This is a genomic window from Pseudomonas orientalis (assembly GCF_001439815.1).
Taxonomy (GTDB): domain Bacteria; phylum Pseudomonadota; class Gammaproteobacteria; order Pseudomonadales; family Pseudomonadaceae; genus Aquipseudomonas; species Aquipseudomonas orientalis.
Map to the genome: position 1 here is coordinate 49,053 of NZ_JYLM01000001.1, position 13,351 is coordinate 62,403.

Consider the following 13,351-nt stretch of genomic DNA (forward strand, 5'->3'; position numbering starts at 1 on the left):
CAGATCAGTACACGAGTTGACACAGTACTGGCTGTGCAAAGGGTTTAGCTGTAGGACATGTCCTGTTCAGCTGATGGGGACGATTATCCGCAGGTGTAGGCAGGCAGTGAAATCAACTCTGACTATGCTGTTGATAGTCAGAGGCCGCATTGCCATGAAGCGTGCGGCGAGTCGTCGGTCATTTCGCGCACCAGGACGGTGCGATGAGAATTCCCGAGCTGTCCAGCCGTTTGATTTTAAAGTGTTTATGCCGCTGGCACGGGCCTTGCGAAGGTCCTTGCGTCCGGGTGACAAGGAGTAAGGCATGATCCGCACTTATTACGATGAAATGTACGATGGCGCAGGGCAGGTCAGGCCCCATTACCGCCAGTTCGCCCGTTGGCTGGCCGACACCCCGGCTGAATTGCTGGCCCAGCGTCGGCGCGAGGCCGACTTGCTGTTCCACCGTGCAGGGATCACCTTCACGCTTTACGGGGACGAGCAAGGCACTGAGCGCTTGATTCCCTTCGACACCATTCCCCGCAGCATCCCGGCAAGTGAATGGCGAACGGTCGAGCGCGGCTGTATCCAGCGGGTCAAGGCGCTGAACATGTTCCTCGCCGATCTGTACCACGAACAACGCATCATCAAGGCCGGGATCATTCCGGCCGAACAGGTACTGGCCAACGAGCAATACCAGTTGGCGATGCAGGGCCTGGACCTGCACCGTGATCTGTATTCCCACATCTCCGGGGTCGATCTGGTTCGCGATGGCGATGGCACTTACTACGTACTCGAGGACAACTTGCGTACGCCGAGCGGTGTCAGCTACATGCTCGAAGACCGCAAGATGATGATGCGCCTGTTCCCCGAGCTGTTTGCGGCCCAGCGCATTGCGCCGATTGATCATTACCCCAACCTCTTGCTCGACACCCTGAAAAGCGCCAGCCCTCTGGATAATCCCAGCGTGGTGGTGCTGACTCCGGGGCGCTTCAACAGTGCGTTTTTCGAGCATGCCTTCCTCGCCCGGGAAATGGGCGTGGAGCTGGTGGAGGGCGCCGATTTGTTCGTGCGCGATGATCGCGTATTCATGCGCACCACCGACGGTCCCAAAGCGGTGGACGTGATCTATCGGCGTCTCGACGATGCGTATCTCGACCCGCTGGCCTTCAACCCGGCCTCGATGCTCGGTGTACCGGGCCTGCTGGCCGCCTACCGCTCGGGCAATGTGGTGCTGGCCAATGCCATCGGCACCGGGGTGGCGGACGACAAATCGGTCTACCCCTTCGTCACCGAGATGATCCGTTTTTACCTGGATGAAGAACCGATCCTGCAGAACGTTCCGACCTTTCAATGCCGTAAGCCCGACGAACTGTCCCACGTACTGGCCAACTTGCCCGAGTTGGTGGTCAAGGAAACCCAAGGCTCCGGCGGCTACGGCATGCTGGTGGGCCCGGCGTCCACAACGGCGCAAATCGAGTCCTTCCGCGCACGCATCAAGGCCAAGCCCCACGCCTACATCGCCCAACCCACCCTGTGTCTGTCCACCTGCCCGACGTTTGTTGAAAACGGCATCGCCCCGCGGCATATCGACCTGCGCCCGTTCGTGCTGTCCGGCAAGGACACTCGCGTGGTGCCCGGTGGCCTGACCCGCGTGGCGCTGCTCGAAGGTTCGCTGGTGGTCAACTCGTCCCAGGGCGGTGGTACCAAAGACACCTGGGTGGTCGAGGACTGACCTATGTCGATTGAAAACTGTTCCTACATGGAGGCGGCATGAGACTTTCCATCAGCCACGAAACCACCTACCGCTACGAAGACCAGGTGCGCGCCAGCATCCAGTATCTGCGCCTGACGCCCCACGACAGCGAGCGCCAGCAGGTGATCAGCTGGCAGCTCGACCTGCCGCGCCCCGTGCGGGCGCAAGTGGACCCGTTCGGCAACATCCTGCATGTGTTGACCCTGGACGAACCTCACGACTGCATCATCATCGGTGCCCGTGGCCAGGTGGATATCGACGAGCTGCGTGAGGCCGAGCACGAGACCCAGTCGGCCTTTCCGTTCCTGCGCTGCACGCGCCTGACCGAGCCCGACGAAGCCTTGCGCGGTTTTGCCCGGCAGCATTGCCACCAGCGGCGTGACCGCACGGCCCTGATCGACCTGATGCAGGCCTTGAACCAATCGATGCGCTACACGCCGGGCGCCACCCAAGTCGACACCTGCGCGGCCGAAGCCTTCGCCGGCCATGCGGGCGTGTGCCAGGACCATACCCATGCGTTCCTGGCCTGTGCGCGCAGCCTGGGGATTCCGGCGCGCTATGTATCAGGTTATTTGTACACCGAAGACACTACGCACCTGGCCAGCCATGCCTGGGCCGAAGCCTGGCTGGATGACGCCTGGTACAGTTTTGATGTGACCAACCAGTTGGCCCGGCCGGAGCGGCACCTGAAGCTGGCCGTGGGCCTGGACTATCTGGATGCCTGCCCGGTACGCGGCATGCGCCGTGGGGGCGGGCATGAGCAGATGCATGCCAAGGTGTTCGTGGCGCCGACCCCGGTGATTTCGGTCCAACAGCAATAATCTGAAGACCAAATGCAGTTCAAAAATGTGGGAGGGGGCTTGCCCTAATGTAGTCTGTAGGAGCGAGCTTGCTCGCGAAAAACGTCAACAATAACGCATGCTTTCTGAATGAGCGCGGTGCCTGTGAGTTTTTCGCGAGCAAGCTCGCTCCTACAACGGGTAGTAGGGCAAGCCCCCTCCCACATTGGATCTACGCGAGCCTCAAGGTTTCTGCTTGCGCCCCGCCATATGCTGCAAGTACCCCACCAGCAGATCCAACTCATTGTCCGGCAACACGCTGGCCGCAAACGCCGGCATCTTCGCCTGCGGCCAACGCCGCAGGCTCTGCGGGTCACGGATGTAACGCTTGAGGAAATCGCCGCTGAAATACTCGGTGGGGTTGTAGGGAATATTCAGATCCGGCCCCACCTGTGCATCACCGGCACCATTAAGGCGATGGCAGGCCAGGCAGTTCTTCTGAAACAACGCAAAGCCTTGATTGACCGGGCCGTCCGCCGGCAACTTGGGGTCGGGTAACAAGGCGGGGAAACGTTCGGCAACCGTCTGCAACTGCTTGATGCTGGAGATCTGGAACGGCCACTGCTCAGGGCTGATGTGCCCTGCCTGCGGGTGGGTCCACACCAGATAGAACGGCCCGGCGCTCGGTTTGCCTTGCGCCAGGGCGGGCCAGGGATGGGCCGGGTCTTCCACCGCCAGCCAGGCGCGGGCGCCGGTTTTTTCCAACAGCGGCGCGGCGGCGAGTTCGGCGGCGAAACCGTCCAGGGCAACGGCTTGCAGGTGGCTTGCCGGTTTCAGGCCCGGTAGGAGGACCGCCAAGGGCACCGCACGATAGGTCATGCTGCGTTTGTAGGAAACATCATCGACGATCTGCACCGTCTGCGCGTCGGGGTGCTTGAGCAGGTCCGAGGTCTGCCAGGTCTTGCTGGCGTGGTCCAGTTCAACGGTCAGTTGCGCCGCCCAGGCGGGCAGGGCCAGCAACAGGGCAACAAAGGCGAGGATCAATTTCAAAGGAGAGCCCGGGTTCGAAGTGGCGGGAAAGGCACGATAGCGCAAATCCGCACGCAAAAAGACAGCCCCCGCAACGGGACCGCTATTGGCAATATCCCGGCAGGTGCTGCCAAAAGCTGCAGTCCCGATGCTGTGGGGGCACGCAACAGGTCGCTCGCGTGGTCACCCGATAACCTTGGTTAAATTGGGCAAGATCAGAATCAGTGTGGTGGCGAACAGAATAAGTCCCGCCTGACGTACTTTCGAATGCTTGAACATGGCTGACTGCCTTTTGTTGTTATTCCTGAGCGTCAAATGCGTGCCGGTTAATCCAGTATCGCGATCTGGCGTGACACTTTTCTTACAACCGCTCCAGCAAAACCCGGCAGCAGTCTCTTACAGATTCAACCTTAGAGCCCTCGTTCTTCGGCGCATAGATCCATTTCATATCAACTCAGCACGTTTTCTGCTTAAAACGGCATGAGGCTTAGTGCCATCTTGGCGCCAACCCCAAGGCTAGACAGCTAAAACGATTAACCCGGGGTTTCCCATAGCTGCCTACCGTTCGTCCGAGCGAGGGGGTCAAAAGCATTGAGCGCATCCGTCATTGAAACCGTGTCAATCGGGCCTAAGGTAAGGGCATACGCCCATTGTGGTTCGAAGACATCATGACCCAAGCTTTGATCTTTGACGCGATACGCACACCCCGTGGCAAGGGCAAGGCCGACGGCGCCCTGTACAGCGTCAAGATAAACAGATTTCGCCCCAGAACGTGCGCGACCGCTTGTTGTTTATCCAGGCCATCGAAACCGTGCGCTGTGTGGAGGAGGGCGTGTTGATGTCCACAGCCGACGCCAATATTGGATCGATCTTCGGCATTGGCTTTGCGGCGTGGAGTGGCGGGGCGCTGCAATTTATCAACCAGTACGGCCTGAACGATTTTGTCGCCCGAGCCCGCTATCTGGCTGAGAATACGGGGAGCGCTTCGCGCCACCGGTGTTGTTGCTGGAGAAAGCGGCACAGGGCGAGATGTTCAGCTGATCGAAATGTGGGAGGGCGCTTGCCTTGAAGGTGTATTTCAAGGCACGCTCTGGCTGTTCAATATTCCCATCGCCGTGTCAGGTATTTTTTATGTCGCTACGCGTGTGCATCCTGGAAACCGATATCCTGCGTCCGGGCCTGATTGATCAGTACCAAGGCTACGGGCAGATGTTCAAGCGCCTGTTCGCCAAGCAGCCGATTGCCGCCGAGTTTGTGGTGTACAACGTGGTGCAGGGTGAATACCCGCCGGATGACGAAGTGTTTGACGCGTACCTGATCACCGGCAGCAAGGCCGACTCGTTCGGCACCGACCCGTGGATCCAAACCCTCAAGGCCTACGTGCTCCAGCGCTATGAACGCGGCGACAAGCTGCTGGGTATCTGCTTCGGCCATCAGTTACTGGCGCTGCTGCTCGGCGGCAAGACCGAACGCGCCAGCCAGGGTTGGGGCATGGGCATCCACGATTACAAGCTCAATGCCAAGGCACCGTGGATGAGCCCTGAAGTACCGCAGCTGACGCTGTTGATCAGCCATCAGGACCAGGTCACCACCTTGCCGGACAATGCCACGGTCATCGCCTCCAGTGAGTTTTGCCCCATCGCGGCGTATCACATCGGTGACCAGGTGCTGTGCTTCCAGGGCCATCCGGAATTTGTTCAGGACTATTCCCGCGAACTGCTGGAGATTCTTCAGACAACCCTGGGCGAAAAGGTCTACACCAACGGCGTGGCCAGCCTTGAGCGCGACCACCACGGTGCGACCGTGGCGCAATGGATGATGCGCTTTGTGGCGCACAATTCTAAAGCCACCCCGACCGTTTGAAACTCGCCCACAGGCTGGTGCAGCCCACCGCAATAAACCCGAGCACTGCAAAGTAGCCGTAGTGCCATTGCAGCTCGGGCATGTTCTGGAAATTCATCCCATAAATCCCCGCCACCGCCGTGGGGAACGCGAGGATCGCCGCCCAGGCGGCGAACTTGCGCTGCACCACACTCTGGCGCGAAGCCTCCAGCAGCACGCCGATCTCGATGGTCTGGCTGGCAATGTCGCGCAGGGTCGTCAGGTCTTCCATCTGCCGCGTGACGTGGATCTGCACGTCACGGAAATACGGGCGCATGTTCTTGTCGATAAACGGGAAGCTCAGCTTCTGCAACTCCTGGCTGATCTCCACCATCGGCGCCACATAACGCTTGAGCCGCAGCACATCGCGGCGCAGCCCGTGAAGGTTCTGGATGTCGCGCTCGCTCAGGGAACTGCACAGCACATTGCGCTCCAGTTCATCGATCTCGGCGTGGATCGCTTCGCTGACCGGCTGGTAGTTTTCGGTGACGAAATCCAGCAGGGCATAGAGTACGAAATCTTCCCCATGCTCCAGCAACAACGGACGCGCCTCACAGCGCTGGCGCACAAAACCGTAGGACGCCGAATGCCCGTTGCGGGCGGTGATGATGTAGCCATTGCCGGCGAAGATATGGGTCTCGATAAACTCCAGCTTGCCGTTCTCGCGCACCGGTGAGTACGTGACGATAAACAGCGCGTCGCCGAAGGTTTCCAGCTTCGGGCGGCTGTGCTTTTCCATGGCGTCTTCGATCGCCAGTTCATGCAGGTTGAACTGGCGTTGCAGGTTGTTCAGTTCCTGAGCGCTGGGCTCTTCCAGGCCGATCCATACGAAGTGGCCGGGTTTGGCGGCCCAGGCCGCACCTTCGTCGAGGGTGATATCCGTGACTTTCTTTCCGGCGCTGTAGACGGCGGCCGCAACGACTCTACCCATGGTGCTGATCACTTCTTATCAAGAGGACAGATGTTGGGCAGCTTAGCGTGAATGGCGTTCCCTGGAGTGATCGTTCAAGCGCTTTGCAGCGCGCGATCCATTTGCGCAATGCACGCGTCCATCTGCGCCTGACATGCCTTCATCAGCGTCGGAACGTCGTCCGCCGTCATCCCCACAGTAGGAATTGGCGCCAACGAACGTATGAGCACCTCCCCACTGTTCCAGCGATCAAGGCGCATATGCGTGACGTAGTTACTGACACACACCTGCACGATCGGCACACCCGCCGCAATCGCCATATGGAACGCGCCCTTTTTGAACGGCAACAGACCTTTGCCCAGGTTGCGCGTACCTTCCGGAAATACCCAGATGGAGGTGTCTTCATGCTGCAGGGTCCGGGTGGTGGTGAGCATGGCCCGGCGTGCCTTGTGCGCATTGCCGCGGTCGATCAACACATTGCCGGCCAGCCAGAACAACTGGCCGAACAACGGCACCCATTTCAGGCTTTTCTTGGCGATGCACACCGTGCGGTGCGGCACCACGGTGCCGAGCACAAACAGATCGTAGTTGGACTGATGGTTGGCGATCACCACGCAGGCGCCAGGCTTGTTGCGCAGCGAGTCGATATCCGTCCTTAACTTCAGGCGCAGTATCCACATGGCGGGCAGTGCATAGAGGCGGGCGCAAAGGCGACTGTTGTCCGGATTGAACGGCCGGCACACCCCTACGAGCACGCCCAATACCCCAGCGAGCATAAAGTGCAGGCCCATCAACAACATACGTAACAGAAAAAGCATCGAAACAGCCTGTCGGGACAAAAGGTGGCGCAGTGTACGGATGTGCACTGTATTCGGCAATTGCCCCTACAGACGTAGGAGATAGGCGATGTTTAAGCGCATGTTTCAACATCGGCCGATAAAGCCTATCTAGAGCGGCGCAGGCTGTTTCGGCTTGGGCTTTAAGAAAAAGCCCGACTCAATGTCGGGCTTCGGTACAGCACGTGTAGCCTGTTAAATCAGGCTGTGGCCCTGGTCCTGGATAATCGCATCGTCCAACGCCTCCAGCAGCGCTTTACGCACTTTCAACTTGGTGTGCTTGTGCGCGTTCATATTGATCTTCTTCAACTGCCGCGCCGCTTCCAATGCCGCCGCGTGCAATTCTTCCGGAGCCACCACCTTGTCGAGGAAACCCGCTTGCAATGCGCCTTGCGGGTCAAACATCTCGGCATTGATCACCGAGCGATGAAACGCCGACTTGCGCAGACGATCCCGCGCCAACTCGATCCCGGCGTGGTGCATGGTCATGCCGATCGCCACTTCATTCAGGCCAATGCTGAACGGCCCTTCAACCCCAATTCGATAATCCGCCGACAGCAGCAGAAATGCCCCCTTGGCCACCGCATGCCCAGGGCAAGCCACGATCACCGGGAACGGATGCGACAACAGACGACGCGCCAGCGTCGAGCCGGACGTCACCAGGCCGATGGCCTCTTTGGGGCCGGCCGTCATCACCTTCAAATCATAACCACCCGACAGAATCCCCGGCGTGCCCGTGATGACCACCACTGCCCGATCCTTCTCCGCCTGATCCAGCGCCGCATTGAACGCACTGACCACGTCTGGAGAAATGGCATTCACCTTGCCGTTGCTCAGGGTCAGGGTCGCGATACCGTCTTCGAGGTGGTAGGCAATCAACTCACTCATGACGCGATTCCTTATAGGGATTGTTATAGAAGAATGCAGCAGACGTTACCCACAGCGCCCGCGCGGGTAAAGCGCCGTGACTGACTGCCCAGTCAGGCTTTTGCTTCACAACCGGCAGCACAGCGCCTGAAGCAGGGCACAACAGCCAGCGTAGACCATCCCGATCCATGCCTGAGATTGGCACAATCATCACCGCCCACAGAGCCCGTTCCGGCATACCCGTCTAAGCGCATGAAAATTCTGAAAAAAACCTTTGCCATCAGAAAGGCTTTCGACTACATTAGCGCGCCTCGACAGACTGAACTGGTTTGCCGAGATACGGTGAAGTGTCCGAGTGGCTTAAGGAGCACGCCTGGAAAGTGTGTATACAAGAAATTGTATCGAGAGTTCGAATCTCTCCTTCACCGCCACATTAAGTAAACACAAACCCCCGGTTTTCCTAGAGAAAGCCGGGGGTTTGTGGTTTCTGGCGTCTAAAAAATAGGTGTATGGGAACAGTAATGGGAGCACGGGGCTTTTGGGGCCGTGTTACTGACGAGAGTGTCCCAGGCAACTTGAAACGCTGCTGATCGAAGCGCTTGCAGACGGGTAAGTCATCGGCTTTTTGAGATGACACCACCCATATATTCATTCAAATCGCGAAAGTCCTTAACGCTCCAGGCGTGCGGCGGCAGCTTCACGCCATTCTCCCGCAAGGTTTTCGGAATCAAGTCTCCATTTGGACGAAGGATTATCGACGACACGATAACGCCGGGATAATCATGCAGCCGCTTTTTGAATGTAGGCGTTGTGAGATCAGGCGTAGGCGGGGTGCTTTTAGTCGCCAGCGGCCCCGTGCCTTTGATATCGGCTCCGTGGCACATGGCGCACCTTTGCAAATAAAGGGTTTTGCCATTGGTATTGTCTGCGACAGATAGCGTGGTGTAAGACAGTAGAACTAGAAGCATGGAGATGTATAAGGCTTTCATTTTTATAGGTTTAACCGATGGGCGAGTCTTGATTTTCTGCACCTTGAGCTGAAAAGTAAAACAAACCCCTGATTTTGCGAAAAATCAGGGGTTTTGTTATTTCTGCGGTTTGAAAATGTGGCGATCTAGGTCAGGCGCAAGGCATATCCATCCGCCGCCCAATGACGTCCAGCAAATCGCATCCGTCGCGCAATGGTATTGAGCACAGCAGTGCAAAATCGCTGAGTACGACAGCATCACTGCTGATGTCACTGCGTAGTGCGAGGTTCTCAAGGACCTGGGTAACGGCGCGAAGTCGATAGGTTGCAGCGTCGAGAAGTATTTCCAGCGGCGCGGTGGTGTCGACAAAAAGAGCAGGGGTGGCGCTGTCGTTGTTGGTCAGGGCTATGAATTGATTCATGCGTTATGTCCGTTCGTTTTGTGGGGTATGAGCCACCTTTTTGTCGCCAAACAAAAGGTGGCAACTGTACGCAGGTTGGCGAACCGGCATTAAGAACGGACAAAGACCGGCAGACCCGAAGGTCTCCCACGCACAGCTACCATTGAGCAGCTTATTGCGTGCAGGGGCATCCCGCAAATCAGCCGGGAGGCTTTTGCCGTCTTAATAGTCGAGTCGCCAAACCCGGTCACCCTATGAGTGACCGAGTGACTATAGGCATCGTAATTTTGAAACGGGAGCCCCCCGTTTCTGCGCGGCGTGTAGGACGTTGCCCAAATGAATGGGCTGTGGTCGCGGCTTTTAGCCGCGCTAGGGATGCAGAACGAACCTGAAGGTTGTGCTAGGGAAAATATTTCTCTAGCATTTGACGTCATGGCTACCCTTCACAGTGAACGAAACTGGAAAATAAAAATCTATCCCGACGACCACGCGCCGCCGCATTTTCATGTGCAGACACCGGAGGGTGAGTCGCTGGTTCAGATAGAAGGGCTTGTTGTGCTCGGTACAGGCGCCGAGAAGAAAGCTTTGAAAGCTGCCCTGCTTTGGGCAAGCGCTCATATCGCTGATCTTAAGCGGGTATGGGATGAACAAAACCGGAGGGACTGACATATGACCAGCAAGCTTCGCATTTCTGCTGTGCAACCAGTTGCCGGCAAGCATGCGTTAGAGATCGAGTGGAACAACGGTAAGCGACACACTGTCGATCTCGCCGATTATATAAGTACGTTTACTGTTCTCACGCCGCTCTTGGATTTGGCGCTATTCAGTCAAGCGAAAGTCGGTGAATGGGGTTTTGACGTGACATGGGGTAATGATCTCGAACTGTCCGCAGTCACGCTGCACCGCTTGGCGTTGGAACAATCTGGCGAGGTTATGCTGACGCAGGATTTCAGAAAGTGGATGCTCAGCAATAATTTGTCTCTCTCTGCAGCTGCCGTAGAACTGGGCTTTTCGCGTAGGACTATCACCGCGTACAGCAGTGGTGCTGCGTTGATTCCCAAGCATGTCGGGTTGGCATGCAGGGGATGGGAGTATGAGCATAAAGGCTACACGGGCCATCACGCGTAAATGGGCCTATAAACAGGGTGGCTAACAGAGCCACCCTGATGCTTTCGCGGCACCTCTCAATGCCTATGCCGATGATGCACATCCGGAAAATGCGCATGGCTATGCCTCATCACCCCATGTACATGCACATGACTATGCGGCACCTTCGGGTCCCACTTAAACCCATGTTCATGCTGATGATGTTCATCATGCACATGCCGATGCCCATGTTCCGTCGCGTCATGCAGATGCTCATGGGCATGTCGCTCCGTCAGGTGCAGCCACACCCCCACGGCCATCAGCGCCGAGGCAATCCAGAAGGCCACGGTTACGGACTCTCCGAAACCCAGCAACGCCACTGCGGCGCCGAGGAAGGGCGCCGTCGAGAAGTAGGCGCCGGTGCGCGCGCTGCCCAGCCCACGCAGCGCCAGCACGAACATGACCAGGCTGACCCCATACCCCAGGAACCCAACCGCCAGGATAGGCGCCAGTTGCGCGATGCCCGGAACCTGCGCGCCGAGGTAAAGCGCCAGGCTGCAATTGACCAGCCCCGCAATCAGGCCCTTGGCGCCGGCGATAAACAGCGCATCGGATGCGGACACCTTGCGCGTCAGGTTGTTATCAATGCCCCAGCACAAACAGGCCAACGCTACGGCAAGTGGGCCGGTCCAATCCTGGCTGGCGCCGCCAACGCCGGTCCATGACAACGCCACGCCGCCGAGCACGATGGCGAGCATGCCGAGGACGATGCGGCGGTCTGCGTTTTCCCTGAAGACGACCCAGGCGATCACTGCGGTGAGCACCGATTCAAGATTGAGCATCAGCGAGGCGGTGGCGCCTGTGGTGCGGGTCATGCCGAACATCAGGGCGACGGGACCGAGAATACCGCCGAAGGCGATGGCGCCGAGTAACCAGGGCCATTCCGAACGGGTCAGCCCGGTGGGTGCCCAGCCGCGATCGCGGATCAGGCGTACGCCGGCCAGGCCGATGCCGCTGCCGAGGTAGAGCAGGCCGGCGAGCAGTACGGGCGAGAGGCCCAGGCCGAGGCTTTTGGCGAGCGGGGTGCTGGCGCCGAACAGGGCGGCGGCCGCGAGGGCGTAAAGAATACTGAGGTTCATGGGCCATCCTCTGGAGTCAGGCCCATGATACGTCGCTTGCCAGGCTTTGCGCTCTGGCAGCCGGATACTTATTGCGCGGTTTTCAACTTGATCACATCACCGGAGATCTTGGTGGTGTAGCCGTTGAGTACCCAGGCCCAGAACCATTTTTCCTGGATTTGGGTGTTGATCATTGCGTCGCCGCCTTTGGCCTTGATGGCTGCATCCTGAGCGCGCACGAAGCGGCTGTTCTGGCCGATCGGGATAACGCCCAGCAGCATGATGCCGGTGGCGCTGGCTTCGCTGTGGCCGAGTACGGTGTATTGGCTGGCGTCGTATTGCTGGGTTTTCATGGCGGTGCCGGTGCAACCTGCCAGGGTGAGACCAAGAACGGCTGCTGCAACTACTTTACTGACGTACTTCACAAGAAACTCCATGGACTGAATCTCGAGATCCAATTCTCGAGGCGCGACACTTTAATCGCTCAGGTGGCGGATTGAAATCAGCGAGCCAAGGTTTCGTGGCGACAGTCAGGCCGCCATCGGGGCAAGCCTTAATGCCAGTCAGTTAAGGCTTTTTTGTAGGAGCGAGGGGGACGCCTGGTTCTTGCTCGCGAAAAGCGCGCAGGCACCGCGTTCATTCAGGAAGCACGCGTTATCGTTGACGTTTTTCGCGAGCAAGCTCGCTCCTACACAGACTGGTATCAGGCCAAGCCCCCTCCCACCGTCAGAGATGCATCCACGCCAGGCTGCCGAGCACCACGGCCACACCGCCAGCCGCGTATGACATACGCTTGAGCCACTCCTTGCGCGTGAGCAAGGTGATCGCCGCCAACGAAATCGCGATCTGAATCGCCGTCATCGCCTGGGCCCAGCGATGGTGCTGGTGCAGCGCTTCCTCGGATTTTCGGTCCCATTCCAGAGAGGTGGCTTCAAGCTTTTCGGCTTGTTTGCGCACGTCTTCTTTCTGGCTTTTATAGCGCTGGATTTCGTCGTTGTAGTGCGCGGCGTCCACGCCGGGAATATGCGTGGCCAGTTCCGCCAGGTTCTGCCGGCTGGATTTGGCCTGGTAGTAATTCCACTGGTTGGCGGCTTCGGTCTTGATGATCGCGGCGTTGTTCTTGTCCATCGCCGCCTCGCTTTCGCTGGAGCCGGCCTGGTAGCTGAGCATGGCGCCAACGGTGGCCATGATGGCGGTCATCACCGCGATACGACTGGCGAAGGTGTCACCTTGGCGGTGGGCCTGTTCGGTGGTGTGCTCGAGGTGTTTTTCGTGGGGGCTGGGGACTTCGAAGGCTTCGGACATGGCGGCGTCTATGAAAAGGCAGGGGAGCCTGATTCTTCAACAGTGCGGCTGTCTCAAGCCTGTCGATAACGTCGGATCAGGTGCCCATACACCGCAATGTTGATCAACAGCACCAGCGCGCCCAGGCCCAGTTGGATCTGCGGCGTAAGCCCGGCCGGGTAAATCAGCGCGATGATGTAATGTTCGATGAAGCCTGCGCCATAACCCTCCTGCCCGGCCATATGGCGTAACAGGTTTTCCCAGCGGGTGAGCGGGCAGGGCAGGTGAAACACCTCGACGGCAATGCCCCAGGCGGCTGCGGGCAGGTGCAGCCAGATCAGCGGTCGCCATTTGAGCGCCAACAGGCCACCGAACAGCACGAACAGGATGAAGCATAAATGGAACAGCACCAGGCTGTCGGCGGCTAGACGAAAGAGCATCGCAGGTACTTCTAAGGG

General features: G+C 58.4%; 15 protein-coding genes, 1 tRNA gene and 2 pseudogenes. 8 read left to right on the forward strand and 10 right to left on the reverse strand.

Going from position 1 to position 13,351, the window contains the following annotated elements; translation table 11 throughout:
* The first annotated feature begins 304 nt into the window (after nucleotides 1-304).
* Nucleotides 305-1,714, forward strand: a complete 1,410-nt coding sequence (locus TU82_RS00260; RefSeq protein WP_057721152.1) for a circularly permuted type 2 ATP-grasp protein — start codon at nucleotides 305-307, stop codon at nucleotides 1,712-1,714.
* Nucleotides 1,715-1,752: 38 nt separating this feature from the next.
* Nucleotides 1,753-2,556 carry a transglutaminase family protein gene (locus TU82_RS00265; RefSeq protein ID WP_057721153.1) on the forward strand — a complete coding sequence of 268 codons (804 nt, stop codon included), beginning with the start codon at nucleotides 1,753-1,755 and terminating at the stop codon, nucleotides 2,554-2,556.
* Between the two features lie 201 nt (nucleotides 2,557-2,757).
* Here TU82_RS00265 and TU82_RS00270 read toward each other — a convergent pair whose 3' ends face one another.
* On the reverse strand, nucleotides 2,758-3,564 hold the full coding sequence (locus TU82_RS00270; RefSeq protein WP_057721154.1) for a c-type cytochrome: 807 nt from the start codon (nucleotides 3,562-3,564) through the stop codon (nucleotides 2,758-2,760).
* Nucleotides 3,565-4,211: 647 nt separating this feature from the next.
* Between TU82_RS00270 and TU82_RS29045 the strand changes: the two are divergent.
* From TU82_RS29045 to TU82_RS00275, 3 genes and pseudogenes are all read left to right on the forward strand, one after another.
* Nucleotides 4,212-4,292 (forward strand): annotated as a pseudogene (locus TU82_RS29045) (hypothetical protein); the annotation flags it as partial.
* Nucleotides 4,283-4,584 (forward strand): annotated as a pseudogene (locus tag TU82_RS27410) (3-hydroxyacyl-CoA dehydrogenase); the annotation flags it as partial. The pseudogenes TU82_RS29045 and TU82_RS27410, both read left to right, overlap by 10 nt.
* 90 nt (nucleotides 4,585-4,674) lie before the next feature.
* Entirely contained in the window at nucleotides 4,675-5,406 is a 732-nt protein-coding gene (locus TU82_RS00275) for an amidotransferase (protein ID WP_057721155.1), read from the forward strand.
* Here TU82_RS00275 and TU82_RS00280 read toward each other — a convergent pair.
* The 3 genes from TU82_RS00280 to TU82_RS00290 all read right to left on the reverse strand — a co-directional run bounded on the left by TU82_RS00280 (nucleotide 5,384) and on the right by TU82_RS00290 (nucleotide 8,058).
* Nucleotides 5,384-6,355: a magnesium and cobalt transport protein CorA gene (locus TU82_RS00280; RefSeq protein ID WP_057721881.1), complete on the reverse strand. Its 972-nt coding sequence runs from the start codon at nucleotides 6,353-6,355 to the stop codon at nucleotides 5,384-5,386. The genes TU82_RS00275 and TU82_RS00280 overlap by 23 nt on opposite strands.
* A gap of 74 nt (nucleotides 6,356-6,429) precedes the next feature.
* Nucleotides 6,430-7,152, reverse strand: coding sequence for a lysophospholipid acyltransferase family protein (locus TU82_RS00285; protein ID WP_057721156.1), 723 nt, complete (start codon nucleotides 7,150-7,152; stop codon nucleotides 6,430-6,432).
* A 213-nt stretch (nucleotides 7,153-7,365) separates the two neighbouring features.
* On the reverse strand, nucleotides 7,366-8,058 hold the full coding sequence (locus tag TU82_RS00290) for a crotonase/enoyl-CoA hydratase family protein (RefSeq protein ID WP_057721157.1): 693 nt from the start codon (nucleotides 8,056-8,058) through the stop codon (nucleotides 7,366-7,368).
* Between the two features lie 320 nt (nucleotides 8,059-8,378).
* On the opposite strand from TU82_RS00290, the gene TU82_RS00295 reads away from it, so the two are divergent.
* Nucleotides 8,379-8,468 (forward strand) — tRNA-Ser (locus TU82_RS00295).
* 183 nt (nucleotides 8,469-8,651) lie between these two features.
* Here TU82_RS00295 and TU82_RS27415 read toward each other — a convergent pair.
* Both TU82_RS27415 and TU82_RS00300 read right to left on the reverse strand, forming a co-directional pair.
* Nucleotides 8,652-9,026: a cytochrome c gene (locus TU82_RS27415; protein WP_082631938.1), complete on the reverse strand. Its 375-nt coding sequence runs from the start codon at nucleotides 9,024-9,026 to the stop codon at nucleotides 8,652-8,654.
* 130 nt (nucleotides 9,027-9,156) lie between these two features.
* A complete protein-coding gene (locus TU82_RS00300) occupies nucleotides 9,157-9,426 on the reverse strand; it encodes a hypothetical protein (protein WP_057721158.1) in 270 nt (89 codons plus the stop codon).
* A 315-nt stretch (nucleotides 9,427-9,741) separates the two neighbouring features.
* Here TU82_RS00300 and TU82_RS00305 point away from each other — a divergent pair, with 315 nt between their 5' ends.
* Nucleotides 9,742-10,071 carry a DUF4160 domain-containing protein gene (locus TU82_RS00305; RefSeq protein ID WP_057721159.1) on the forward strand — a complete coding sequence of 110 codons (330 nt, stop codon included), beginning with the start codon at nucleotides 9,742-9,744 and terminating at the stop codon, nucleotides 10,069-10,071.
* Nucleotides 10,072-10,074: 3 nt separating this feature from the next.
* On the forward strand, nucleotides 10,075-10,533 hold the full coding sequence (locus TU82_RS00310) for a DUF2442 domain-containing protein (RefSeq protein WP_057721160.1): 459 nt from the start codon (nucleotides 10,075-10,077) through the stop codon (nucleotides 10,531-10,533).
* 56 nt (nucleotides 10,534-10,589) lie between these two features.
* Here the strand turns inward: TU82_RS00310 and TU82_RS00315 are convergent, their stop codons facing one another.
* The 4 genes from TU82_RS00315 to TU82_RS00330 form a co-directional block, all read right to left on the reverse strand.
* On the reverse strand, nucleotides 10,590-11,630 hold the full coding sequence (locus TU82_RS00315; protein WP_057721161.1) for a DMT family transporter: 1,041 nt from the start codon (nucleotides 11,628-11,630) through the stop codon (nucleotides 10,590-10,592).
* 68 nt (nucleotides 11,631-11,698) lie between these two features.
* A complete protein-coding gene (locus tag TU82_RS00320) occupies nucleotides 11,699-12,034 on the reverse strand; it encodes a hypothetical protein (protein ID WP_057721162.1) in 336 nt (111 codons plus the stop codon).
* 301 nt (nucleotides 12,035-12,335) lie between these two features.
* The gene (locus tag TU82_RS00325) at nucleotides 12,336-12,914 is read right to left on the reverse strand and encodes a DUF4337 domain-containing protein (protein ID WP_057721163.1); all 579 of its coding nucleotides are present in this window, start codon (nucleotides 12,912-12,914) and stop codon (nucleotides 12,336-12,338) included.
* 53 nt (nucleotides 12,915-12,967) lie between these two features.
* Nucleotides 12,968-13,333 carry a DUF2784 domain-containing protein gene (locus tag TU82_RS00330; protein WP_057721164.1) on the reverse strand — a complete coding sequence of 122 codons (366 nt, stop codon included), beginning with the start codon at nucleotides 13,331-13,333 and terminating at the stop codon, nucleotides 12,968-12,970.
* Nucleotides 13,334-13,351: the final 18 nt, after the last annotated feature.

Excerpts from the sequence above, each read along its gene's own strand:
- TU82_RS00260 (WP_057721152.1), top strand. The coding sequence starts at position 305 with ATGATCCGCACTTATTACGATGAAATGTACGATGGCGCAGGGCAGGTC.
- TU82_RS00265 (WP_057721153.1), top strand. The coding sequence starts at position 1,753 with ATGAGACTTTCCATCAGCCACGAAACCACCTACCGCTACGAAGACCAG.
- TU82_RS00275 (WP_057721155.1), top strand. The coding sequence starts at position 4,675 with ATGTCGCTACGCGTGTGCATCCTGGAAACCGATATCCTGCGTCCGGGC.
- TU82_RS00280 (WP_057721881.1), bottom strand. The coding sequence starts at position 6,355 with ATGGGTAGAGTCGTTGCGGCCGCCGTCTACAGCGCCGGAAAGAAAGTC.
- TU82_RS00285 (WP_057721156.1), bottom strand. The coding sequence starts at position 7,152 with ATGCTTTTTCTGTTACGTATGTTGTTGATGGGCCTGCACTTTATGCTC.
- TU82_RS00290 (WP_057721157.1), bottom strand. The coding sequence starts at position 8,058 with ATGAGTGAGTTGATTGCCTACCACCTCGAAGACGGTATCGCGACCCTG.
- TU82_RS27415 (WP_082631938.1), bottom strand. The coding sequence starts at position 9,026 with ATGAAAGCCTTATACATCTCCATGCTTCTAGTTCTACTGTCTTACACC.
- TU82_RS00300 (WP_057721158.1), bottom strand. The coding sequence starts at position 9,426 with ATGAATCAATTCATAGCCCTGACCAACAACGACAGCGCCACCCCTGCT.
- TU82_RS00305 (WP_057721159.1), top strand. The coding sequence starts at position 9,742 with ATGAATGGGCTGTGGTCGCGGCTTTTAGCCGCGCTAGGGATGCAGAAC.
- TU82_RS00310 (WP_057721160.1), top strand. The coding sequence starts at position 10,075 with ATGACCAGCAAGCTTCGCATTTCTGCTGTGCAACCAGTTGCCGGCAAG.
- TU82_RS00315 (WP_057721161.1), bottom strand. The coding sequence starts at position 11,630 with ATGAACCTCAGTATTCTTTACGCCCTCGCGGCCGCCGCCCTGTTCGGC.
- TU82_RS00325 (WP_057721163.1), bottom strand. The coding sequence starts at position 12,914 with ATGTCCGAAGCCTTCGAAGTCCCCAGCCCCCACGAAAAACACCTCGAG.
- TU82_RS00330 (WP_057721164.1), bottom strand. The coding sequence starts at position 13,333 with ATGCTCTTTCGTCTAGCCGCCGACAGCCTGGTGCTGTTCCATTTATGC.